The sequence below is a fragment of the Tsukamurella paurometabola DSM 20162 genome (assembly GCF_000092225.1).
GTDB classification, from domain to species: Bacteria; Actinomycetota; Actinomycetes; order Mycobacteriales; family Mycobacteriaceae; genus Tsukamurella; species Tsukamurella paurometabola.
This window is the reverse complement of record NC_014158.1, coordinates 4,141,394-4,162,553: the sequence shown is the minus strand read 5'-3', so window position 1 is coordinate 4,162,553 and position 21,160 is coordinate 4,141,394. Positions and strand designations below refer to the sequence as shown.

20 protein-coding genes, 1 tRNA gene and 1 other RNA gene are annotated in these 21,160 nt (G+C 69.1%); 14 read left to right on the top strand and 8 right to left on the bottom strand.

The features are described 5' to 3' along the window. The first annotated feature begins 42 nt into the window (after positions 1–42). From TPAU_RS20170 to TPAU_RS20160, 3 genes are read left to right on the top strand one after another with little or no spacing between them, the layout of a single operon-like run. A complete protein-coding gene (locus tag TPAU_RS20170; protein ID WP_013128595.1) occupies positions 43–1,581 on the top strand; it encodes an esterase-like activity of phytase family protein in 1,539 nt (512 codons plus the stop codon). A gap of 51 nt (positions 1,582–1,632) precedes the next feature. Beyond that, positions 1,633–1,971 (top strand): ArsR/SmtB family transcription factor, encoded by a 339-nt coding sequence (locus TPAU_RS20165; protein WP_013128594.1) that lies wholly within the window; start codon positions 1,633–1,635, stop codon positions 1,969–1,971. Beyond that, complete coding sequence (locus TPAU_RS20160; RefSeq protein WP_013128593.1) at positions 1,968–2,609, top strand: SRPBCC family protein; 642 nt, start codon at positions 1,968–1,970, stop codon at positions 2,607–2,609. The genes TPAU_RS20165 and TPAU_RS20160 overlap by 4 nt, the downstream gene beginning before the upstream one ends. Here the strand turns inward: TPAU_RS20160 and TPAU_RS20155 are convergent. Continuing rightward, positions 2,606–4,168, bottom strand: coding sequence for a PE-PPE domain-containing protein (locus TPAU_RS20155; protein WP_187290997.1), 1,563 nt, complete (start codon positions 4,166–4,168; stop codon positions 2,606–2,608). The genes TPAU_RS20160 and TPAU_RS20155 overlap by 4 nt on opposite strands. A 181-nt stretch (positions 4,169–4,349) precedes the next feature. After that, the gene (locus TPAU_RS20150; RefSeq protein ID WP_041944519.1) at positions 4,350–5,261 is read right to left on the bottom strand and encodes a LysR family transcriptional regulator; all 912 of its coding nucleotides are present in this window, start codon (positions 5,259–5,261) and stop codon (positions 4,350–4,352) included. Between the two features lie 93 nt (positions 5,262–5,354). Here TPAU_RS20150 and TPAU_RS20145 point away from each other — a divergent pair, with 93 nt between their 5' ends. Both TPAU_RS20145 and TPAU_RS20140 read left to right on the top strand, forming a co-directional pair. After that, complete coding sequence (locus TPAU_RS20145; RefSeq protein WP_013128590.1) at positions 5,355–6,212, top strand: sulfite exporter TauE/SafE family protein; 858 nt, start codon at positions 5,355–5,357, stop codon at positions 6,210–6,212. A gap of 73 nt (positions 6,213–6,285) precedes the next feature. After that, complete coding sequence (locus tag TPAU_RS20140; RefSeq protein WP_013128589.1) at positions 6,286–6,669, top strand: helix-turn-helix domain-containing protein; 384 nt, start codon at positions 6,286–6,288, stop codon at positions 6,667–6,669. 35 nt (positions 6,670–6,704) lie between these two features. Here the strand turns inward: TPAU_RS20140 and TPAU_RS20135 are convergent, their stop codons facing one another. From TPAU_RS20135 to TPAU_RS20120, 4 genes are all read right to left on the bottom strand, one after another. Further along, entirely contained in the window at positions 6,705–7,547 is an 843-nt protein-coding gene (locus tag TPAU_RS20135) for an alpha/beta fold hydrolase (protein WP_013128588.1), read from the bottom strand. A gap of 130 nt (positions 7,548–7,677) precedes the next feature. Continuing rightward, positions 7,678–8,838 carry an MAB_1171c family putative transporter gene (locus TPAU_RS20130; RefSeq protein ID WP_013128587.1) on the bottom strand — a complete coding sequence of 387 codons (1,161 nt, stop codon included), beginning with the start codon at positions 8,836–8,838 and terminating at the stop codon, positions 7,678–7,680. A gap of 7 nt (positions 8,839–8,845) precedes the next feature. Continuing rightward, positions 8,846–9,361: a M78 family metallopeptidase domain-containing protein gene (locus TPAU_RS20125; RefSeq protein WP_147291118.1), complete on the bottom strand. Its 516-nt coding sequence runs from the start codon at positions 9,359–9,361 to the stop codon at positions 8,846–8,848. Positions 9,362–9,445: 84 nt separating this feature from the next. Then, complete coding sequence (locus TPAU_RS20120; RefSeq protein ID WP_013128585.1) at positions 9,446–10,294, bottom strand: alpha/beta fold hydrolase; 849 nt, start codon at positions 10,292–10,294, stop codon at positions 9,446–9,448. A 44-nt stretch (positions 10,295–10,338) separates the two neighbouring features. On the opposite strand from TPAU_RS20120, the gene TPAU_RS20115 reads away from it, so the two are divergent. After that, positions 10,339–10,788 (top strand): SRPBCC family protein, encoded by a 450-nt coding sequence (locus tag TPAU_RS20115; RefSeq protein WP_013128584.1) that lies wholly within the window; start codon positions 10,339–10,341, stop codon positions 10,786–10,788. Between the two features lie 58 nt (positions 10,789–10,846). Here TPAU_RS20115 and TPAU_RS20110 read toward each other — a convergent pair. After that, positions 10,847–10,932: transfer RNA gene (locus TPAU_RS20110), tRNA-Ser, on the bottom strand. A gap of 61 nt (positions 10,933–10,993) precedes the next feature. Here TPAU_RS20110 and ffs point away from each other — a divergent pair. The 8 genes from ffs to TPAU_RS20075 all read left to right on the top strand — a co-directional run bounded on the left by ffs (position 10,994) and on the right by TPAU_RS20075 (position 19,853). Continuing rightward, positions 10,994–11,088, top strand: an RNA gene (ffs, locus tag TPAU_RS22115) — signal recognition particle sRNA small type. Positions 11,089–11,122: 34 nt separating this feature from the next. Then, a complete protein-coding gene (locus TPAU_RS20105) occupies positions 11,123–12,406 on the top strand; it encodes an aspartate aminotransferase type Ic (protein WP_013128583.1) in 1,284 nt (427 codons plus the stop codon). A gap of 25 nt (positions 12,407–12,431) precedes the next feature. Continuing rightward, positions 12,432–13,712: a glycosyltransferase 87 family protein gene (locus TPAU_RS20100; protein WP_013128582.1), complete on the top strand. Its 1,281-nt coding sequence runs from the start codon at positions 12,432–12,434 to the stop codon at positions 13,710–13,712. Beyond that, entirely contained in the window at positions 13,702–14,937 is a 1,236-nt protein-coding gene (locus TPAU_RS20095) for a threonine/serine exporter family protein (protein WP_013128581.1), read from the top strand. Before TPAU_RS20100 ends, TPAU_RS20095 begins: the two co-directional genes overlap by 11 nt. Positions 14,938–15,004: 67 nt before the next feature. After that, positions 15,005–16,483, top strand: a complete 1,479-nt coding sequence (gene phoA / locus TPAU_RS20090) for an alkaline phosphatase (protein WP_013128580.1) — start codon at positions 15,005–15,007, stop codon at positions 16,481–16,483. Positions 16,484–16,603: 120 nt separating this feature from the next. Beyond that, positions 16,604–17,149, top strand: coding sequence for a hypothetical protein (locus TPAU_RS20085; RefSeq protein WP_013128579.1), 546 nt, complete (start codon positions 16,604–16,606; stop codon positions 17,147–17,149). A gap of 29 nt (positions 17,150–17,178) precedes the next feature. Then, on the top strand, positions 17,179–19,392 hold the full coding sequence (locus TPAU_RS20080; protein WP_013128578.1) for a DNA polymerase III subunit gamma and tau: 2,214 nt from the start codon (positions 17,179–17,181) through the stop codon (positions 19,390–19,392). Then, positions 19,392–19,853, top strand: coding sequence for a hypothetical protein (locus TPAU_RS20075; RefSeq protein WP_013128577.1), 462 nt, complete (start codon positions 19,392–19,394; stop codon positions 19,851–19,853). Before TPAU_RS20080 ends, TPAU_RS20075 begins: the two co-directional genes overlap by 1 nt. Here TPAU_RS20075 and TPAU_RS20070 read toward each other — a convergent pair. Continuing rightward, the gene (locus TPAU_RS20070; protein ID WP_013128576.1) at positions 19,850–21,157 is read right to left on the bottom strand and encodes a class I SAM-dependent methyltransferase; all 1,308 of its coding nucleotides are present in this window, start codon (positions 21,155–21,157) and stop codon (positions 19,850–19,852) included. The genes TPAU_RS20075 and TPAU_RS20070 overlap by 4 nt on opposite strands. Positions 21,158–21,160: the final 3 nt, after the last annotated feature.

Genomic DNA, 21,160 nt, shown 5'->3' with positions numbered 1-21,160 from the left:
CGAGCCATGAGCGGTTCACGTCGATCTGGTAAGCACAGTGCCATGTCTGATCGCCGCCTGATCGTCACCCCGCTCGCCGCCGCACTGATCGGTGCCACACTGGTCATCGTCAGCGCTGGATGCTCTTCCGGTCGTGGCGACGACGCCGCCACGCTCGACCTGACCACCGGCGTGAACACGCCGCTCACGATCTCCGCCGGACAGCTCGCGAAGCTCGCTGACGGCGGTGCGGTCGTCGGTGTCGAATCGTCGCCGAACGGCACCGTCGAGGCAGGGAAGGGCGGTGCCCTGGTGTTCAAGCCGAACAGCGGCTACACGGGGACGGTGGAGCTCAAGGCCACCGTGTCGCCTGCGGTCCAGCTGTTCTCCTCGGACATCCCGCCGCTCACCACCGTCGGCGGGGTCAGCGTGGACGCGAGCGGCTACGGCTCGTCGTGGGTGCCCGTTCCCGGCGCACCGGACGAGTTCTACGGCCTCACCGATCGCGGCCCCAATGTCGATGGTCCGCAGAAGGATCAGAAGATCTCGGTGACACCCGATTTCACGCCGCAGATCGGCCGGTTCAAGCTCGAATCCGGGGTCGCCAGGTTGTTGAGTGTGATCACCCTCAAGGGCCCCGACGGCCGGCCGCTCAACGGCCGCACTGACACAGCGGCGCCCACGGGCGAGAAGATCATCGACCTGGACGGCCGGGAGATCCCGCCCACGGATCACGGCATCGACTCCGAGGGCCTGGTCGCGATGCCGGACGGATCCTTCTGGGTGTCCGACGAATACGGCCCGTTCCTCATTCACTTCGACTCCAACGGCCAGGAGCTCGAGCGGCTCGCGCCGGGGCGCGGCCTACCCGAGGTGCTCAAGAACCGCACCCCGAACCAAGGCATGGAGGGTCTGACCCTCACTCCCGACGGTTCCAAGCTGGTCGGAATCATGCAGTCGGCGCTCAACCTGCCGGGGCTGAGCGGCAATGCCAAGGAGGTACCGGCCACCCGGATCGTGACCGTCGACCTCAAGACCAAGGCGACACAGCAGTTCGCGTACCTGCTCGACAACCCCAAGGACACCAAGAAGGCGGTTTCCGAGATCACCGCGATCTCCAACACCGAGTTCCTGGTCGACGAGCGCGACGGCAAACTCGCCCCCAAGGCCAATAAGACGATCTACACGATCAGTCTCGACGGTGCCACGCCGCTCACCGAGCAGCAGAATCTGGAAACGATCGTGGGGGTCAGCAATACCGCAGCGGCGGAGAGCGCCCTCAAAGCCGCGGGCATCACGCCCGTCCGTAAGTCGGTGGCGCTCGACCTGAGCGGGCTCGTCGACAAGCTCAATCCTCGAGGTACCTTCTTCGGCCATGACAAGGTCGAGGGTCTGACCACCGTCGATGGCGGAAAGACCCTGTACATCGCCAACGACAGCGATTTCGGCCTGGCCGGTATCGCCGGCCCGAAGGTGCCCTTCCAGCTCAAGCCGAAGATGCTCGCGAACGGCCTGCAGGACAGCCTGGAAGTGCTCCGCGTCGACACGGCTCGGTTGAACGAGGCGACCGCCACCCGGACGATCAAGGTCACCGTCAGCTAGATCCATATTTTATTCTTGACTTATATAAGCCATCAATGAAATACTCATCGGGTGCACGCCTTCGACATCCTCGGTGATCCGGTCCGCCGCCACCTGCTCGAACTCCTCGCCGACGGCGAGAAGTCGGCGGGTGAGCTGACCGACGAGGTGCGTGCGCGTTTCGGAATCAGTCAGCCCGCCGTCTCCCAGCATCTGCGTCAGCTGCGGGAGTCGGGATTCGTCACGGTGCGCCCCCAAGGCACGCGCCGCCTCTACGCGGTGCAGTCCGAGTCGCTGCGCGAGGTGGACGACTGGCTGATCCCTTTTCGACGCTTCTGGGAGCCGAAATTCGCGGCCCTGGGTACCGAGATCGCGCGCGGCAAACGCACGCGCAGGCTGGAGGAATCATGACCTACGACATCGACGCACTCGCCGCGGCCGCCCCGGAGGCCGTCACCCGCACCGCCGAAGTCCGCGACAGCGGAGAGGGCGATGTGTACGTCTCCGCATCGCTGAGCCAGACCTACCCGACCGACGTCGCCGATCTGTGGGATGCCGTCACCAATGCCGAGCGCCTGCCGCGGTGGTTCTCCGCCGTGCACGGCGACCTCGAATTGGGCGGCCGCTTTCAGGTGGAGGACAACGCCGCCGGCTCGGTGCTCGAATGCGACGCCCCGAACCGCTACCTGGTGAGCTGGGAGATCATGGGCGGCGCCTCGAAGGTCGAGGTCACCGTCGCGCCCGACGGTGACGGTGCCCGCCTCACGCTGACCCACTTCGGCGATAACGCACGTGACTTCTACGAGCAGTTCGGCCCCGGTGCCACCGGCGTCGGCTGGGATCTGAGCCTGTTGGGTCTGGGCGCCTACCTGATCACCGGCCAGGACCGGCCCGAGGACGCCGAAGCCTTCTTCGCCACCCCGACGGCGCAGGCCTTCGTCAAGGCCTCGGCCGCGAAGTGGGCCGACGCCACCGTCGCCGCCGGCGTGCCCGAGGAGCAGGCCCGCGCACAGGGCGAGCGCACCGCCGCGTTCTTCTCGGGCAGCTAGGCCGCCGCGGCCACCCCGACCGGCTCGCTCGCCGAGGAGCCGGTCGATGCCGCGTCCGTGGCCGGGGCGCCGGTGGACTCCTTCGACGTGCCCGCCTTCGCGGTGCCCGACGAAGAGGTCTCCTCCGAGGCGCCCGGCGAGGTGTCCTTCGCGGTGCCCGAGGCCGCGCCCGCGGCGGAACCGGTCGGTGTGGCTTCCGTGGTCGCGGTGCCGGTGGCCTTGGCGGTGTCGGTCGGTTGTGACGATGCCGTGCTGCTCGTCGCTGCGCTCGTGGACTCGGCACCGGTCGCCGCCGCGCTCGATCCCGCCGCGCTCGATCCCGCTGCGCTCGATCCCGCTGCGCTCGATCCCGCCGCGGCGGTGCTCGACGGCGTCTGCGCGAGGGTGAGCGAGACCGGTTGCGGTGCAGCGGTCGAGGAAGCCGCGGCGCTCGGGGTACCCGTGGATTCGGTCGCCGGCGCGGGCTTCGGCGCGAGGTAGCGCGAGGCGTCACCGGTGCCGGTGGCGGCGGCGCGCACACCCTCCACCACTCCGCTGGCGAGATCGGCGGTCAGCGTGAACGGATTCAGCAGCGGCACCACACCGAACGGCGTCTGGCGGCCGTAATCATCACGCGTGTAACCGGTTTCGATGAGAACCCGGGTAACCGGGGAGATCAGGTCGACGAGCGGGCGCACCACAGCGGTGGTTCCGGTGGCGGCGCCCAGGTCGAGCAGCGGCAGCATGATCGGCAGGATCTTCGCTGGCAGCGTCACGTATCGGGTGTCGCCGCTGACCTGGCAGTAGTTCGCGGCGGTGCAGTTCTCGGTGGCCCGGGCGACTGCGGTGCGTACCTCATCAGGGGTGTACCCGATGGGGGTCGCCGTTGCCGGATCGTCGCCCTTGGGCGTGAGGTATTTGCCGTGCACCAACCAGAAACCGGCGAGCGCATTCGCGGTGGCGAGCAGATTCACGGGGTAGCGCGGGAAGTCGGTCACACCGTCGTATTGGAACGCGACGTCGGTCGTGTTGACCTGTGTCGAGGTGTCGGTGGGCGTGCCCGGCTTGAAGGTGACGTCGAGGATCGGGATATGGCCGAGGAACGCCGGCCGTGAGAACAGGCCTCCATTGGGCCGGCTCGCATTGCCGATCAGGACGAACGAGACGTTCTCGGGTACGCCGCCCGGCTGCGCGGCGAACTGCCGCTTCACATCGCTGACCACCGTCCCGCCCTGCGAGTAGCCGAAGATCACGATCGGCTCGGTCTTGTCGGTGGCCGCGTACACGGTGTTGAGGCTGGTGACCCCGCTGGCAACGGAATCGTCCCACTTGGCGCCCTCGAGCCCGCCCCACCCCTTGAGCGGGATCGGCCAGAACTCGGCGATGTACGGCACCGGGGCGGCGGTGCAACCGTCCGCGCAGGCCCCCGTCGGTGCCACGTAATAGCCGACGGCGTTCTCCTGATAGCCCGGCACCACGGCGGGGTTCTTCGTTCCCGTTCCGGGCACGACCAGCACCGTCGTCGCCCAGACCGCGGCACCGACGGCGGCGGTGCCCAGGGCGAGTGCGATCGTGCTCACCAGGGCGATCAACCCGGTGGCAAGACGGCGGGAACGGGACGTCGATACGAACTCCGGCATGGTTCGCTCAGCTTTCGGCAAGGGCGGACTGACTACGCCGCTCAGCCTTGCACAGCATTGACCAGCGCATCGCCCGATCGTGACCGTATCTCACAGAATTCACCGGACCCTTGCGCGGATGTCATCCCCGGGGTGCGGCGGCCGGGGCCAAGAACCGGGCGAAGGCGACCGCGGGGGAGGATTCGGCCGCGTCCGACGCGGTCACCACGACCACTGAGCGGACCGCAGCGGCGTCGGTCAAACGCACGTGTTCCTGCGGGAACGGTGGGTCACCCGGGGCCGGACCGGGCACCAGTGCCAGCCCCAACCCCTCCTGAGCCATGGCGCGTGCCATCGCCATGTCCTCCGTCTCCAGCACGATGCGGGGTTCGAAGCCGGCGCCGAGGAACAGTGCATCGGTGGCCGCCCGAGTGCCGAGGCCGGCCTGGGCCAGAATGAATCCTTCGTCGGCCAGCTCGGCGAGGGCGATCTCCCCCCGCCCCGCGAACGGCGAATCCGGGGGCGGGACCACCACCAGTGGCTGATCGAACAGCGCGGTCACCGTGAGTCCGTCGCGGGCCGGGGGCGGTGAGACGAGCGCCGCATCGATGCGCCGCCCCGAGACCGCGTCGAGCAGATCGTCGGTGACGCCCTGTTCGAAGACGAACCGCACGTCCGGGTGTGGACGGCGGTACGCGGCCACGATCCGGGGAACGAAGGACGCTCCCAGCGTGCGGATGAATCCGAGCCGGATCAGTGGGGCGGGCGAGGCCTCGAGATCCGCGCGCTGGAGGCCGACGGCGAGCTCGTCGAGCGCACGTTCGGCGTACCGGGCCAGCTCGGTCGCGGCAGCGGTGGGGGCCACGCCGCGCCCTTGGGGAACGAACAGGCGCAGGCGCAGCCGGTGCTCCAGGCGGTGGATCGACCGGCTCACCGTGGTCGGGGTGAGCCGCAGCTCGGTCGCTGCGCCGGCGAAGCTGCCGGTGCGCATGACGGCGTGGAACTCAGTGAGCGCCGGGGCGAGGGCATGCTGCCGATCCATCGATTGCTGCACATTTGCATCATAGCGATGCAAAAGAGGGGATTTTCATATCGATTCGACACGAATAGCCTGGGTAATAGTTAGCCGAGCAATGAAAGGTCCGCCATGACTCAGGCAGCAGCCCCCGCCGCGACCGGATCGTCGGTCAGCGGTCCGCAGATCCCCGGCCCGCGCCGGTCGGCCTCGATCGGGTTCCTCGGCGGCATCTCGGGCGGTCTGCTCGGGGGTGGCACCGGCGTGGTGACGGTGCCGGCCCTCGATCGGCACTCGACGTTGCCGCGGCACGTCATCCACGGCACGTCGACCCTGGCGAACGTCTCCGCGGCACTGGTCGGGTCGATCGTCTACGCCCTCCGCGGCGGCCATGTCGACATCGTTCCCGGAATCGGCCTGATGATCGGTGGCGTGGTCGGCGCCTATGTGGGCGCCCGCTGGGTATCCAAAGTCCCCGAGGCGGTGCTGCGCTCACTGTTCGTGCTGGTGCTCACCCTGTCGGCGACGAAGTTCTTGTTGCAGGCCTTCGGCATCCAGGTCGGCTCCTCGTCGGGCTTGTTCGAGGGCACCGCGCTGATCGTGGCGGTGGCCACGGTGACCGGCCTGATCGTGGGCGCCTACTCCGCGGCGATGGGCCTCGGCGGAGGTCTGCTCGTGGTGCCGGTGATGGCCGTCCTGTTCGGTGCCAACCTGCACACGGCGGCAGGAACCTCGCTGTTGGTGATGCTGCCCAATGCCATCGTCGGCGCAGTGACCCACATCCGGCACGGCAGCGCCGACCTGCGCGTGGGCAAGCCACTCGCTCTCGCCGCGCTGCCCGGATCGCTCGTGGGCGTCAGCCTTGCGCTCGCCCTTCCGGAGAGAGGGCTCGCGGCTGTGTTGGGAACGTTCATGGCCTTCCTCGCGGTGCGCGAGGTGCTCCGGTGGCGCCGGACGGTGCGTGCGGCGCGTGCCGAACATGCAGGTTGACCAGCTCATCATCGAATCTCCGATGATTCCCGGCCGGAGGTCTCAGTACCGCCCGAGGTGAAAGGAGCGCGACATGTTCCCCGCGGGCCGGCCCCGGACGAACAATGCGATCGCCGCGGAGTTGCGCGAGCGCAATCCGGCGTTGCGGGTGTCCGGGGGTTACCTCTCGGCGCTCCGCAACGGTGGCCGGGCCAACCCCTCGATCGAGCTGTTGCGGGCGCTCGCCGCGTACTTCGAGGTTCCGGTCGATCATCTGACCGCACCCGGCACCGACGACGAGGCGGCGCTCGCCGCCGAGTTGGTGATGCGCGAGGCGGGGATTCGCGCGCTGGCACTGCGGGCGGAAGGGCTCGGCGAGGCCAGTCTGGCGAGTATCGTCGCGATCATCGACAACGCGCGGAAGCTGGAGGGTCTTCCGGCTGCCGGTCATTCAGCACAGAACCCGGCCGACGAGTAGATCGTCGACCGGGTCCCGGTGGAGTACGAGCGGGGTCAGGCGGCGGACGCCAACTCCAGTGCGTCGAAGTGCCGCAGGATCTCCGGTGCCGCGGCGCGGATCGACGCAGAGTGGTCTGCATCCTCGAGCACGGAGAAGTAGCCGGCCGGCATGGTCCCCGCGAGCAGCCAGGAATCGGCCAGGCGCTCCGAGTCGTGCTCGCCGACGAGGAACAGCGCTGGGGTGAACACCGCTGCATAGTCGTCGATCTCGCGACCCGAATCGAGTTCCTGCGAGTCGAAGAAGGCGGCCAGTGCCCCCGGCTCGTTGGTGCGCAGACGATCGCGTGACGCAGCGCTGAGCGGCCGCTCGCGCTGCGCGTCCCACTGATCCATGAAGACATCCATTGATCCGCTGTCGAGCGCGGCCCGGGCGCCCGGGAAGAAGACGCGGTCCGCCAACGAGGGCTGTGGGCGGTGCGAACCGCCCACGCACACCATCGATTCCAGCCGGCCCGGTGCGATGAACGGGATGCGCAGCGAGGTGCGTGCACCCAGCGAGAAGCCGACCGTGTGGAATCGCTCGAAGCCCAGTTCGTCGGCGATGCCGAGCAGGTCGTGGGCCAGCGCCTCGATCAGGTAGTCCTGCGGATCGACCGGCTTGTCGCTGGCGCCGTGGCCGAGCATATCGACCTCGATCAGCGGACGATCGCCGCGCAGGGCGTCGGTGACACCGATGGACTCCCAGATGCGCGCGGACTGGAACGTTCCGTGCAGGAGGAAGATCGGCGCCTGGTTCGCTGCGTGCGCCGCAGCGGGGGTGTAGCGGTAGGAGATCCGGATGCCGTTCGGCCGCCGGAAGCTCTCGGTACGGGTTGCGACTACGGAATTCTCGTTCATGGCGAGCACCTTGCGGTCGTGGGTGTCCCCGTGGGGAGGAATATGATGCAACGTCCGGCGGCGTCGGCGGAACGTCTGACACCCACAGTATCTACTGACAGTAGAATTCGGTAGTGACCCGAATCACCTTTTAGGTTTGTTTACGATCCGTTAACGATCGGTACTCGCGCGAGACTGAGCTGACCCAAGAAATCTGCTGGTCAAACGGTAGATCCGGGCGGCGTGCGATCTCGCCGAACCCGTACTGTCCCTCCGTCGGACTGTCCGATTTATGCATCTGTAACACAGCGCCGCGGATCTCCCGGGCGAACTCCGCGCTCGACTGCGGGTGTGATCGCTCGCCGACGCCGGGGAGCAGGGGGGCGAGATGGATCAGGCCGTCGTGGATGTCGACCATCATCCGGTACACGCGGATCTCGGGGTGCGCGGCGGCGAGCCACGGCGTGGGTTCGGCGCCTCGGGTGGTGTTCAGGTCGGTCCACAGCGGGGTGAGTGCGCGGCAGGTCCGGCGGGCTCGGGCGTCGCGAGCGGCATCGCGCCAGCGGTGCCGGGCTTCCGGGTACGCGAAGCCGGCTCCCAACAGCACGGCGGCCAGGATCGCCGATGGTGCGGTGACGTATTCCAATGCCACGAGCGGGGTTCCGTGCGCGCTCGACAATGCCTTGGCGGCTTGGTTGGCCGCGAAGACCAGATCGAGCGCGACACCGGCGGAGATGATCGCCACCGCGGTGCGTACCTCCCGGGTGGCCACCTCGCCCAGGCGGTCGGTGTGGAACCGGCACGCGCCCAACAGCACGATCAGCCCGATCGACAGCGAGCCGGCGTAGGTCAGGATCAGCGCCGTCCCGGTCGCTGTCTCCGCGAGCTTCGCGCTGACCGAGCCGACGAGATCGGTCCGGGGAGTGTGCCACCACAGCACGATCATCGCGACGGTGCTGCCGATCGCTGCTCCGCCCACGGTGAATCCGAAGGCCCGGGACACCGATCCGAGCCGCCACGAGCGTGCCACCAGGATCATCGATGCGCACCACAGCGGTGATATGGAGTAGGTGATCAGCAGCGAGGCGGAGTCGGCGAAGACGGCATTCACCCGCCGAACGATCCACGGTGCGGCGCTGGCGAATCCGAGTGCCTTGAGGCCGAAGGACAGCGCCAGCCAGCGGCGAACCTGCGCGGCGCGACCGGGCTTGAGGCAGGTGGCCGCGATCAACACCGCCACGAGGGCGCAGGCGAGCGATGCCCCGGAGAACAGGACGTCGTTCAGGACGACAACGGTATGCGGAGGCGGCATGACGGACTCATCGCGACAACATGTGCGGAGCCAGCGTGGCGATGAAGCCGCCGTCGTCGGCGACCCGACGCCGGTGACGGCCACGCTCCGAGCGGACCTGGGCGAAGGCGGTCGCCACCAGCTCGGCCTCGTGTTCGTGTGCCGGATTCGAGTGGGCGCTGCGGAACCGGATCCGCTCGCCTGCCTCAGCGTCGTCCAGGTGTCCGCACACCAGGTGCCCGAGTTCGTGGAAGATCACGTGCTCGGCGAAGAACGGCGGAAGCCCGGTGGCATGCACGATGGTGTCCCGGTCACGGCCGGCGAGCACGGTGCCCGTGATGCCGGTGCCGGTGAGGTCGGTGGCGGTCACATCGATGGGCCGGTCCCGACGGGCCGCCACCACCTGGACCAACTCCGGTGCGGTCGACCACTCCTCGCCCAGCCCGCGCGCCAGTCGCATGGCGTCGGCGAGGTCGATCACGGTCCACTGCATCACTGTCTCCGGGGCGGCGGCATCGGTGCGGATACCTCCGAGGCTAATCACTGAACCCGCGTTGCGCAGCGGAAGGAGATCTTTTGTGAGGGACCACACTAACCGGACAGTTCGCCCAAACGGGGCGCGGAGCCGCTAGTCGTCGGCGCCCGCCGCGGCCATGACCCGCGCCAGCCGGTCGGGGAGCAGGTGTCCGCCGTCGGGCTCCACGGTCACGGAGGCATCGCCGAACGCCGCTCGCGCCCGGGCGGCGCCCTTGCGGCCGTCCAGCATCCGGTCCCGCGCGCCGAAGACGGCCGTGACCGGTGCGGTGACGGCCGCGAGGGTCGCATCGTCGAACTCGGGCAGACCATCGGTGCGCGGTGCGAAGGCGCGGAAGACGAGCCCGCTGAACGCCGCGAGATCCGATTCCAGACCGGGGCTCCCCGACGGGTGCCAGCCGGTGAAGTAGCTCATCGCGCGCCGCCGCCCCGGTTCGCCCAGCAGGCTCAGCAGACCCGCGACGAACAGCGGCGCGATCCGCCGTGGCCCCAGCCCTCCCGGCACCAGCAGGCCGAGCGTCGTGACCCGGGATGGATGCGCCGACGCGTAGTCGAGCGCCACCCAGCCGCCCAGGGATTCCCCGATCACCGTCGCGCGCTGCACATCGAGGGCGTCCGCGACTCCGGCCAGCCATGCGGCGTGCGTACCGGGTTCCAGCGGCAGCCGCTCGACGACGGTGCCGCCCGGCTCGCCGGGGAGATCGATCGCGTGTACCCGCCGCGTCGCCGCGAGGGCGGGAATCTCCGCCGCCCAGTTCAGCGACGTGCCGCCCGAACCGTGCAGGAGAAGCACCGGAGGCGCCCCGGCCGGTCCGGCACTGAGCACATGCGTCCCGTCGACGACGGTGCGCGTCACCTCCGGCAGGTACTCCGCAAGCAAGCGCGTGTACTCCGCACGCACTCGCTGACCACCCGCGGCGCTGCGGAACCGTGAATCCGTCACCGAGACCCCCTCTCCAGGCGTCCAGTCTCGCCTACTCTCGGAGAATGTTCGAGATCGAGCGTGATCGCACCGCCGTGGAACTCGACATGTTCATGGCGGCTTCGCCCGAGACGGTCTGGCGGGCGCTCACCGAGCCGGACCTCATGGAGCGCTGGTGCGCGCGCCCGGTGGGATTACGCGCCCAAGTGGGGAGCACATTCATTCTGGAGATCCCGTCCGATCCGCCGGGCGAGGTCTCCTGCGAGGTGGTCACGGCCGACCCGGCGAGGCGGTTCACCCACAGCTACACCGACCTGCGGGCAGCCCGACCGATGCGGTGGATGGTGGACTTCACGCTGGTGCCCGAGGGCACCGGCACCCGGGTGCTCCTGGTGTTCAGCGGCTTCGATATCGACGACCGGCAGCAGGCCTTCGCCCGCAACGCCGTCGAACGCGGCTGGAGTCGCACCCTGTTCCCGCGGCTCGGCGCCGTGGTCGCCGATCTCGCAGGATGAAGGTCGGGACATGAAGAATGCCCGCGACCAGATGTGCTGATCGCGGGCATTCTCGCGGCGGAGGATAGGGGATTTGAACCCCTGAGGGCTATTAACCCAACCCGCGTTCCAGGCGAGCGCCATAGGCCACTAGGCGAATCCTCCGTCGACCATCCTAGACGACGGGTCCCTGTGACCCGAAATCGGCTGACCACGTATAGTGGTCGATGGACTCCGCGCGGCGTCCATCCTGTGAACTCCCCCAGGGCGGGAACGCAGCAAGGGTCAACGGGCTCTGGCGGGTGCGCGGAGTCCCCTTCATGTCCGGGCCCGAATTCCGCCGGAGGCGCACCCGATGTCCACGTACGTGTCCCTGAGTCAGTCCGAACTCGCCGACGTCCATGCGACGCTGACGGGACTGTACGAGACACTGAAGGCCCAGGGGCTGACACTGGACCTCACCCGCGGGAAGCCCGCCCCCGATCAGCTCGATCTGTCGAACGCGCTGCTCGCGCTGCCCGGCGAGGGTGACTACCGCGCCGCCGACGGCACCGACACCCGCAACTACGGCGGCCTCGCCGGTCTGCCCGAGCTCCGCGCCATCTTCGGCGAGCTGCTCGGCATCCCGACCGCCAATCTCTATGCGCAGAACAACTCCAGCCTCGAGATCATGCACCGCCTGATCACCCTGGCGTGGATCCATGGCACGGTCGACGGCGAACGGCCGTGGGGTGCCGAGGAGACCGTCAAATTCCTCTGCCCCGCCCCTGGATACGACCGGCACTTCGCCATCACCGAAGAGCTCGGCATCGAGATGATCGTGGTGCCACTGAACCCGGACGGCCCCGATATGGCCGTCGTCAAGGAGCTGGTGGCCAAGGATCCCTCGATCAAGGGCATCTGGGCGGTCCCGAAGTTCTCGAACCCGACGGGCTCCGTGTTCTCCGAGGAGGTCACCCGCGAGTTGGCGTCGATGCCGACCGCCGCGCCCGACTTCCGGATCTTCTGGGACAACGCCTACGCCGTGCACGCCCTGGTGGGGGATGCACCGTCGGACCCCGACATCCTGGGCCTGGCCGCCGAAGCCGGGCACCCGAACCGGCCGTACGTGCTGGCCAGCACCTCGAAGATCACCTTCGCGGGTGCCGGTGTGAGCTTCTTCGGCGCCTCCGCCGAGAACCTGGCCTGGTACGGCAAGTACACGGGCCTCACCTCGATCGGGCCCGACAAGGTGAACCAGCTGCGGCACGTCCGGTTCTTCGGCGACGCGGAAGGCGTGCGCGCCCACATGCGCCGCCACCGTGACCTCATCGCGCCCAAGTTCGCCCGCGTCCTGGAGATCCTCGAGGACCGGCTCGCCGCGGCGAAGGTCGCATCCTGGAGCGAGCCCACGGGCGGCTACTTCATCAGCCTCGACGTGCTCGACGGCACCGCCAAGCGCACCGTCGCCCTGGCCAAGGAGGCGGGCATCGCCCTGACCGCCGCCGGCGCCACCTTCCCGCATGGGGAAGACCCGCACGATCGGAACATCCGGCTCGCCCCTACCTTCCCGTCCATCGCGGAGCTGGAGACCGCGATGGACGGCGTGGCGACCTGTGTACTCTTGGCTTCTGCTGAGAAATTGATGCAGCAGCAGTAGGGGTCTGAGCAGGAGGATCGCGCCGGTGGCGAACGAGATCAGCCGGCGGTTCCCGCGCCAGTGGTGGGTGATGGCGCTGTTCGCCGTGGCCGCCGGGATCGCGGTGTGGCAGCAGTTCGTGCGAATCCCGTTCTCCACGCCGATGTTCGGCCTGTTCCACAACCAGATTGACGCCGAGGTCTACCGCAAGGGTGGCGAGATCGTGGCGCACGGCGGGGCCGGCCTCTACGACGGTCCGCTGCTCAACGACATCCTGCCCTTCACGTACACGCCCTTCGCGGGCGTGATCTTCGTTCCGCTCTCGTGGATGTCGACCGAGGTGCTGCGCTGGGTGTGGACGATCGCGATCATGGTCGCGCTGCTGGCCTGCATCCTGATCGCCTTCCGGCTGCTGGGCTTCGCCCGCGACCGCCGGGTCTGGTTCGCCGCGATCTGCCTCACCCTGGTGGCCACGGTGCTCGAACCGGTGCGCACCACGATCTGGTTCGGGCAGATCAACGTCTTCCTCATGCTGATCCTGCTGTGGGACCTCGGACGCCCGAAGGGGTCGCGCGGCAAGGGATTCAGCATCGGCATCGCCGCCGGCATCAAGCTCACGCCGCTGTTCTTCCTCGCCTACCTCGTGGTCACCCGGCAGTGGCGCGAGGCCCGCAATGCGCTGATCACCCTCGCCGGCACCGTGGCCATCGGCTTCGCGGTGATCCCGCAGGAATCGCTGAAGTACTGGTCGGGCACGTTCCTCGACGCGAACCGCGTGGGCGAGCCCAACCAGGTGGGCAACCAGTCCATCAACGGCCTGATCGCCTACCTCTCCCATGCTGACGAACCGTCGACCGCGCACTGGCTGCTCGCGGCCGTGCCCGCCGCGCTCGCCGGTCTCGCCGTGGCCGCGTGGGCGTACCGGCGCGGTCACGTGCTGCTCGCGATCACCCTCGTCGGCCTCACCGCGTGCGCCGTCTCGCCGTTCTCGTGGGGCCACCACTGGGTGTGGTTCGTGCCGCTGCTCATCGTGCTGCTCACCCCGGCGTTGCTCGCGACAGACTGGCCGCACCGCCTGGCCTACCTGGTGGCGCCGCTCGCGCTGGTGGCGGCCACGTTCATCTGGGTCACCTATTTCCCGAACCTGCAGCCCACCGGGGTCGAGACCGTGCACGACACCTATGCCATCGGTATCTTCTTGCGGCCCTTCGACAATCCTGTGCTCAAGGCCCTCGCGGGCGGTGTCTACGTCTGGCTGTTCCTGGCCACCCTGATCGGCAGTGCGGCGTATCTCGCCCGGGCGGACCGGTCGGGTCGTGACGCCTGACCGGGTACCCGATGCCGGGGCCGAGCACCGCCGGCTCCTCGCTTATCTGGGCGCCGCCATGATCGCCGGCGGCCAACCCGTGCACGAGGTGGAGGACGAACTGCGCGCCGTCGCCACCGCACTGGGGCACCCGATGACGCAGGTCGGGGCTACACCCACCGGACTCACCGTGGGCCTGGCCCCCGGCGAGCCGGCCACCTTCGAATCGATCGACGGTCCGCTCCGGCTGGAACAATCCGCCGTGGTCGACGATGTCCGACGGGGCCTCGTCGCCGGCACCACCGCACCCGACGAGGCCTTCGGCCGGCTCGGCTCGCTGCGCTCGCTGCCGCACCGTTACTCCCGGTGGGTGCAGGACGCTTCCTGGTCGGTGATCGCGATCGGCATCGCGATGCTGCTGCAGCCCGGCTGGGCGAACATCGCCGCGGCGGCGATCGGCGGAGTGGTGGTGATGCTGTTGGTGACACTGTCCGGGCGGGTGCAGTTCGTATCCACCCTGCTGCCCACGATCGCGGCCTTCACCGTCTCGACCGGCGTCTTCGCCGCGGCCCAGGCCGGCTGGCTCGACGGTCCGCTGCGCACCCTGCTCGCGCCGCTGGCGGTGCTGCTCCCCGGTGCGCTGATGGTGACCGGCATGTCGGAACTGGCCGCGGGCGCGATGGTCGCCGGCACCGCACGGCTCACCTTCGGCATCGTCGCGCTGATGCTGTTCTCGATCGGCGTGTTCAGCGCCACCACGATGCTGAACGTGGCGCCGGAACTGATGATCAACCTGCGCGTCAACGAACTCGGCTGGTGGGGGCCGCCGGTGGGTCTGCTGCTCATCTGCATCGGGGTGTGTCTCAACGAGGGCGCGTCGATGCGGCTGCTGCCCCCGATCGTCTGCGTGGTGGCCGCGGCCTTCGGTGCCCAGCTCGCCGGGCAGGAGCTCTCGGGTGCGGTGCTCGGCGGCTTCCTGGGTGCCGTTGCGGGGAGCCTCGGCGCCTCGATCGCCGAATCCGTCCGCCCCGACCTACCGCGGCTCGTGGTGTTCCTGCCCGCGTTCTGGGTGCTGGTGCCCGGCAGCCTGGGCTTGTTGTCGGTGACCTCGGTGGGCCTCGATCCGGCGCAGGGTGCACGCACCGCGGTCGATGTGGCCGCCGTGATCTGCGCGCTCGCTTTGGGGCTTTTGTTCGGTTCCGCGCTGGCTCAGGCGTTCGCCCGGCGGCGTGATTCCCGGCGCTGAGCTGGTGAGTTCCGAGAGTTCACCCGGCGAACGGCGAGCGTTCAAATACATATGGTCCTATGCATGAATGATGACATTCGAGGGTAAGAAGGTGCGCGCGGCGATGGCCGTCAGCACGGTGGCCGCGGTCGCGGTGGTGGCCGCCGCGTGTGGCAACAAGGGCACGAACGACGGCCCGGGCACATCCGGCGACACGGCCGCAGGCGTCGACATCACGCGCCAGGCCGCGGGCGATGTCACCATCAACGGCGGCGCCCGGCGGCTGGACGGCGACCAGACTCAGGCGATCGCCGATTCGATCCAGAAGTCGAAGGCCAAGAACGTCATCCTGATCATTGGCGACGGCACCGCCAACCAGGAACTCACCCTCGCCCGCGACTACCAGTGGGGCGCCGGCGGCCAGATCCCCGGTATCGACCAGCTCCCACTGTCCGGCGACTACACCACGTACGCGCTCAACAAGGACACCAAGAAGCCGGACTACACCACCGATTCCGCAGCCTCCGGTACCGCCTGGTCGACCGGCACCAAGACCTACAACGGTGCCGTCGGCGTGGACGTCAACGGTAAGGCTCAGCCGTCCATCCTGGAGATCGCGAAGGCCAACGGCCGCAAGACCGGCAACGTCACCACCACAGAGCTGCAGGACGCCACCCCGGCCGTGCAGGTCGCGCACGTGGCGCAGCGCAAGTGCTACGGCCCCGTCGAGACCAAGGAGAAGTGCGGTTCGGATTCGCTCGCCAGCGGCGGCCGCGGTTCGATCACCGAGCAGCTGCTCACCGCACGGGCGGATGTGACCCTCGGCGGCGGCTGGAAGACCTTCCAGCAGACCGCCGATGCCGGCGAGTACACCGGGAAGACGCTCGAGGTGCAGGCCAAGGAGCGCGGTTACCAGATCGTCCGCTCGGGTGAGGAGCTCGACGGGATCAAGGACGCGAACCAGGACAAGCCCCTGCTCGGCGTGTTCGCCGACGGGAACCTGCCGCGCCTGTGGGACAAGGCCACCGCCACCAAGGAAGGCGGCAAGGAGCCGGCGGTGACCTGCTCGCCGAACCCGGCCTTCGGTGCCACGCCGAAGCTGCAGTCGCTGACCAAGAAGGCCATCGATCTGCTCAAGGGCGACAAGGGCTTCTTCCTGCAGGTCGAGTCCGGATCGGTCGACAAGGCCAACCACGACGCCGACCCGTGCGGCCAGATCGGTGAGACCGTCCAGCTCTCCGACGCCGTGAGCACCGCGTTGGAATTCGCCAAGCAGGACAAGGACACCCTGGTCATCGTGACCGGCGACCACGCCCACACCAGCCAGATCATCGAGACCGGCAGCGTGACTCCGGGCCTGACGCGCACGCTGAACACCAAGGACGGCGGCACGCTCACCGTGAACTACGGAACCTCGCTCGATCCGGGCGAGGAGCAGCACACCGGCGGTCAGGTGCGGATCGCCGCATACGGTCCCGGCGCCGCCAACGTGGTCGGCCTCACCGACCAGACCGACCCGTTCTTCTACATCACCGACGTGCTGGGCCTGGACCGCACCAAGAAGTAGACCGCTCGGCCCGAAGCCGCACCCGTGGAGATCCGTGGGTGCGGCTTCCCCTTTCGTTCCGGCGCAGCGGACGGCGGGACGCTAGCGTGGACGGTGCACTCGCAAACGAGGGGGAAGACCATGTACCCGTATCCGGCCCCGGTGCCGCGTCTGTACCGCGCGCTGGCCCTGATCCAGGCGCTCATCGCGATTCTCACCCTGCTCGGCCTGGTGATCTACTGGATGACCTCCACTGGAGATGCCGGCTCGTCGACACGGCTCGGCGCCGATACCTACGACCTCGGCCTGTACGCGGTCACCCTGCTGGCTCCGGTGGCCGTGATGCTCGTGGGCCTGCTGGTGTCCTTCGTTGGTCTCGCCGTGTTCCTCGCGAAGGGCTCGCTCCCGGCTCGCGTCGCGAGCTGCTGCGGCTGGGCCGTGCTGCTGATCGCCGGGCTCGTGCTCGTCCAGGTGCACCCCGCGTTCGTCCTCGTGCTGTTCGTCTCACTCTGCATGCTGCTCGCGCTGGCGCTCGCCGATCGTCTCGCGGCCGGCCGGTCCGGGCCGGCGGCGGTCCCCGCGGCGCCCCCGGCCCCGTTCCAGACGGGCCAGATCCCGGTACTGCCGCCCGCGCCGGGAACGACGGACACCGGATCGTTCCCGCAGCATCCGAACGGCCCGCAGTGACCGTCGGACGGCACCGGTAGCCTGACACCGTGGCTCTCTACCGGAAGTACCGTCCCGCGACGTTCGCCGAGGTCGTGGGACAGGAGCACGTCACCGAACCGCTGAGCGTCGCGCTCGATTCCGGCCGGATCAACCACGCCTACCTGTTCTCCGGGCCGCGTGGCTGCGGAAAGACCTCGTCGGCCCGCATCCTGGCCCGATCGCTCAACTGCGAACAGGGCCCCACGTCCACGCCCTGCGGCGTGTGCAACTCCTGCGTTGCTCTCGCTCCCGGCGGCCCCGGAAACCTCGACGTCACCGAGATGGACGCCGCCAGCCACGGCGGTGTGGACGACGCCCGGGAACTGCGTGACCGCGCCTTCTACGCCCCCGCCGAATCGCGGTATCGCGTGTTCATCGTGGACGAGGCGCACATGGTGACCCCGCAGGGCTTCAACGCGCTGCTGAAGATCGTCGAGGAGCCACCGGAGCACCTCATCTTCATCTTCGCCACCACCGAGCCGGAGAAGGTGCTCACCACCATCCGCTCGCGTACGCACCACTACCCGTTCCGTCTGCTGGCGCCCAACGTGATGCGGCCGCTGCTGGAGAAGATCACCGGCGCCGAACACGTGGCGGTCGAGCCGCAGGTGTATCCGCTGGTGATCCGTGCCGGTGGCGGCTCGCCCCGTGACTCGCTGTCGATCATGGATCAGTTGCTGGCCGGCGCCGGGCCCGAGGGCGTCACCTACCAGCGCGCCCTGGGCCTGCTCGGCGTCACCGACGCCGCGCTCATCGACGCCGCGGTCGAGGCCCTCGGCACCGGAGACGGTGCCGCGCTGTTCGGTGCCGTCGAGCGGGTGATGGAGGCCGGTCACGATCCCCGCCGCTTCGCCACCGACCTCTTGGAGCGCTTCCGCGATCTGATCCTGCTGCACACCGTGCCCGATGCGGCCGATCGCGGCCTGATCGACGTGCCCGTCGACGTGCTGGAGACGATGCGCACCGAGGCCGGGCAATTGGGGCTCGCCACCCTCACCCGGTGTGCCGAGGTGACGCACGCGTCGCTCGCCGAGATGCGCGGCGCCACGTCGCCGCGGCTGCTGCTCGAGGTGATGTGCGCCCGGATGTTGCTGCCCGCGGCCGACGAATCGCAGGCCGCGCTGTTGCAGCGGGTCGAGGCCCTCGAACGCCGACCCGCGGGTGCACCACAGGCCGCGGGATCGGTTCCCACTGCCGTCTCCGTTCCCGCGGCGTCGCAGCCCGGAACGCCGGCTCCAGCCGGCCCGTCCGCGGGCGAGCAGCGGTTCGTCCGTCCCAGCCAGCGAGCGGCCGAGGCACCGTCCGAGCCCGCGGCCGCACCGGCGTCCGAGGCCGCTGCCTCCGTCACCGCGCCCGCACCGCAACCGCCCGCGCCCCGGCCGGAACCGGACACGCAACCGGCCGCACAGCCGACGGCGGTCCCGCAGGGGGAGTCGGCGCCGGCCGAACCGGAGCGGGCCCCGGAACCGCCCGCCGAGGCGGTTCCCGTGATGCACCGTCCAGCTCCGGAATCGGAGCCTGCCCCGGAACCGGCGGCGCCCGAACCCGTCGCGCCCGAGCCCGCGTCCGAACCCGTCGCGCCCGAGCCCGCTGCGGCACCGGCCGCCGCGGCCGGGCCCTCGGTCGACGAGGTCCGTACCGCGTGGCCGAAGGTGCTTCGCGCCGTCGGTGAGCGCAGCAAGGTCACCGCCACTTTGATGACCAATATGCAGGTCGTCGGGGTCGTCGGCGACACCTTGCACCTCGCGCTGGCGATCCCCGCACTGCTCGCCCGGTTCAGCGATCAACAGCACGTGGGTAACCTGCGCGACGCCGTGCGCGAGGTCTTCGGCACGCACTGGGATGTCGAGGTCGGCGACGGTGCCGGCGCGCCCCAGGCCGCTGCCTCGCAGGCCGCGCCGCGCCAGCGTCCGCCCGCCGAGCCGCCGCGTAAGGCTCCCACCTTCGAGCGACGCAGCCGCCAGGGCGATCAGCAGGCCCAGCAGTCCGATCCGCGACCCGCGGGCCGGGAGAACCGGGCACCCGCACACCACGACGACATCCCGCTCCCGCCCGAGCCGGAGCCTGAGCCGGAACCCGTCGCCGAGGTCTCCGAGGAGGAGATGATGGCCGAGGCGGCCCGCGAGGACGCTGCGGGCGGCGGCGCGTCGGCGCCGCGGCGCGATCCCGAGGAGATCGCGCTCGAACTCCTCAAGAACGAGCTCGGGGCCCGGCCCATCTGATGCGGCTCGCAGTCCGGGTGGCCGGCGTCGTCGCGACAGCGATGATGGCGGGCAGCCTCGTGTCCTGCGGATCGTCCGGTGCGCCGCAGCAGGACGCTGTGGCGGTGCGGCAGGACCGGGAACCGATCCAGAAGCGCGTCACGAACATCGGCGAGGCGTACCGCGTCAAATGGCTGGGCGACGTCTCCGGTCCGACCACCTCTCGGAGCACCGGTAGTGGGTGGATCGACGCCAACATCGTCCTGCGCGATGACGAGGTGGCCGCCCGCCTGCGGGACGCCGCGGGTGAGCCCGTCACGCACGAGGTGCCCGACGTTCCGGCGGAGATCAACCGCAGCGGGGACCCCGGAATCACCAGCGCCGGGCTCGATTCCTATGTGGCCGTCGAGCCCGGCACCGTGCGCGCCTACCTGTATCCGGAGCGCGGCGTGCTCGTGATCAAGTACCGCGGCGGGAACTAGGCGTTCCACCAGGGTCGTAGAGGCAGATCGCCGGCGCCGCCCTTGGCATCCAGCTTCACCGCGAGCACCTGGTGCAACTGCACCACGTTCCGTTCGAATCCGAGTCGGCACCCGGCCATATACAGGCCCCACACCCGGGCCGTACCCAGTCCCACCTCGGCCACCGCCTCGTCCCAGTTGTCCACCAGGTTCTGGCACCAGGCGGCGAGGGTCTTCGCGTAATGCTCGCGGAGGTTCTCCTCGTGCCGCACCTCCATACCGCCGATGTCCTGGATCGCGGCGATCACGCGACCGGATCCGGTCAGCTCACCGTCGGGGAAGATGTACCGGTCGATGAATTGGCCGCCCTTGCCCGAGAGTTTGTTGTCGTGCCGGGTGATGGTGTGGTTCAACAGGAGTCCGCCGGTCTTGAGCTTCTCGCGCAGCGAGGTGAAGTACGACGGATAGTTCTGCACGCCGATGTGCTCGGTGAGACCGATCGAGCTGATCGCATCGAAATCGCCCTCGGGGACGTCGCGGTAGTCGCTGTGCCGCACCTCGGCGAACTCGCCGAGGCCCTCGGCCTCGATCGCGGCCTGCGCCCATTGCGCCTGTTCCTTCGACAGTGTGGCGCCGATGGCGTAGACACCGCGCTGGGCAGCGTATCGCACCATGCCGCCCCAGCCGCAGCCCACATCGAGCAGCCGGTCACCCGGCTTGAGGCGCAGCTTCTCGAACACCAGGCGGTACTTATTCTCCTGCGCTTCCTCGAGCGAGGCGTCCGCGGTGGGGTAGCAGGCGCAGGTGTAGGTCATCGACGGACCGAGTACCAGCTCGTAGAACCGGTTCGACACGTCGTAGTGGTGATGGATGGCCTCCGCATCGCGGGACTTGCTGTGCCGGAACCCCTCTGCGATCCTCCGCCAGCGCGGCAGCGCCTCCTGCGGCGGCGGCGCGACCGGGATGAGTCGCTCGGGACCCACCGATCGCGCGATCTGCGCGAGCAGCCGCGGCGTGGGTTTGGCGAACTTCAGATCGTCGGAGAGGGCGCGCAGCGCGGGGTAGGGATCACCGGCGGGCGCGCCGGTGAGCTCGAGGTCGCCCGCGATGTAAGCGCGAGCGAGCCCCATATCGCCGGGCGCGGTGGCGAGATAGGTCGTCCCGCGGGGCGTCAGCAGCTCCAGACCGTACTCCGCATCGTCGGGGCCGGCCGACGAGCCGTCGTAGGCCTTGACCCGGATAGCGAGATTCCCGCCCGCCACCTTCTCGATGATCTCGGCGAGGCTCAGCTTGGGAAGGTGCTCGGTGTGGGTGTGGCGCGTCATGTT

Bases quoted from the DNA above. Each gene is read 5' to 3' on its own strand.
- TPAU_RS20135 (WP_013128588.1), bottom strand. From the start codon at position 7,547: ATGAACGAGAATTCCGTAGTCGCAACCCGTACCGAGAGCTTCCGGCGG.
- TPAU_RS20130 (WP_013128587.1), bottom strand. From the start codon at position 8,838: ATGCCGCCTCCGCATACCGTTGTCGTCCTGAACGACGTCCTGTTCTCC.
- TPAU_RS20115 (WP_013128584.1), top strand. From the start codon at position 10,339: ATGTTCGAGATCGAGCGTGATCGCACCGCCGTGGAACTCGACATGTTC.
- TPAU_RS20085 (WP_013128579.1), top strand. From the start codon at position 16,604: ATGTACCCGTATCCGGCCCCGGTGCCGCGTCTGTACCGCGCGCTGGCC.
- TPAU_RS20160 (WP_013128593.1), top strand. From the start codon at position 1,968: ATGACCTACGACATCGACGCACTCGCCGCGGCCGCCCCGGAGGCCGTC.
- TPAU_RS20140 (WP_013128589.1), top strand. From the start codon at position 6,286: ATGTTCCCCGCGGGCCGGCCCCGGACGAACAATGCGATCGCCGCGGAG.
- TPAU_RS20075 (WP_013128577.1), top strand. From the start codon at position 19,392: ATGCGGCTCGCAGTCCGGGTGGCCGGCGTCGTCGCGACAGCGATGATG.
- TPAU_RS20170 (WP_013128595.1), top strand. From the start codon at position 43: ATGTCTGATCGCCGCCTGATCGTCACCCCGCTCGCCGCCGCACTGATC.
- TPAU_RS20145 (WP_013128590.1), top strand. From the start codon at position 5,355: ATGACTCAGGCAGCAGCCCCCGCCGCGACCGGATCGTCGGTCAGCGGT.
- TPAU_RS20070 (WP_013128576.1), bottom strand. From the start codon at position 21,157: ATGACGCGCCACACCCACACCGAGCACCTTCCCAAGCTGAGCCTCGCC.
- TPAU_RS20105 (WP_013128583.1), top strand. From the start codon at position 11,123: ATGTCCACGTACGTGTCCCTGAGTCAGTCCGAACTCGCCGACGTCCAT.
- phoA (WP_013128580.1), top strand. From the start codon at position 15,005: ATGATGACATTCGAGGGTAAGAAGGTGCGCGCGGCGATGGCCGTCAGC.